The following is a 310-nucleotide window of genomic DNA, read 5'->3' as shown; positions in this document are numbered from 1 at the left end:
GGTGCCGGGCTTAATCGCCGTTCCAATTATTCAGTCACCGATCGTCGGTGACTCAGGACGACGCCTGGAGTTGTTTGACGATCTTGTCCTTGACCTGCAATCGCTGCTCCTTGAGCTTTTTCAGTGTGTCGTCGCTGGGGGCGTCCGATTGGGCGGTTTCAGCCTTCACCACCTCGGCGTCGGCTTGCGAATACTTGTTGATCAGTGAATCCAGTAACGGATCCTTGGTGCGTTTTTGCTGGATAACTTCCTTTGGAATATTCAGATCCAGATAAAGGTTGTGTGGCACCGGCATGGAACACCTCCGTTT

1 protein-coding gene is annotated in these 310 nt (G+C 52.6%); it reads right to left on the bottom strand.

Going from position 1 to position 310, the window contains the following annotated elements; translation table 11 throughout:
- Positions 1 to 52: 52 nt before the first annotated feature.
- Complete coding sequence (locus BK665_RS34155; RefSeq protein ID WP_123410673.1) at positions 53 to 295, bottom strand: HP1242/YdcH family protein; 243 nt, start codon at positions 293 to 295, stop codon at positions 53 to 55.
- Positions 296 to 310 lie beyond the last annotated feature (15 nt).

Source organism: Pseudomonas frederiksbergensis (assembly GCF_003732665.1).
Lineage (GTDB): Bacteria > Pseudomonadota > Gammaproteobacteria > Pseudomonadales > Pseudomonadaceae > Aquipseudomonas > Aquipseudomonas frederiksbergensis_G.
The sequence above is the reverse complement of the archived record's forward strand: the minus strand, read 5'-3'. Positions and strand labels throughout refer to the sequence as shown.

Excerpts from the sequence above, each read along its gene's own strand:
- BK665_RS34155 (WP_123410673.1), bottom strand. The coding sequence starts at position 295 with ATGCCGGTGCCACACAACCTTTATCTGGATCTGAATATTCCAAAGGAA.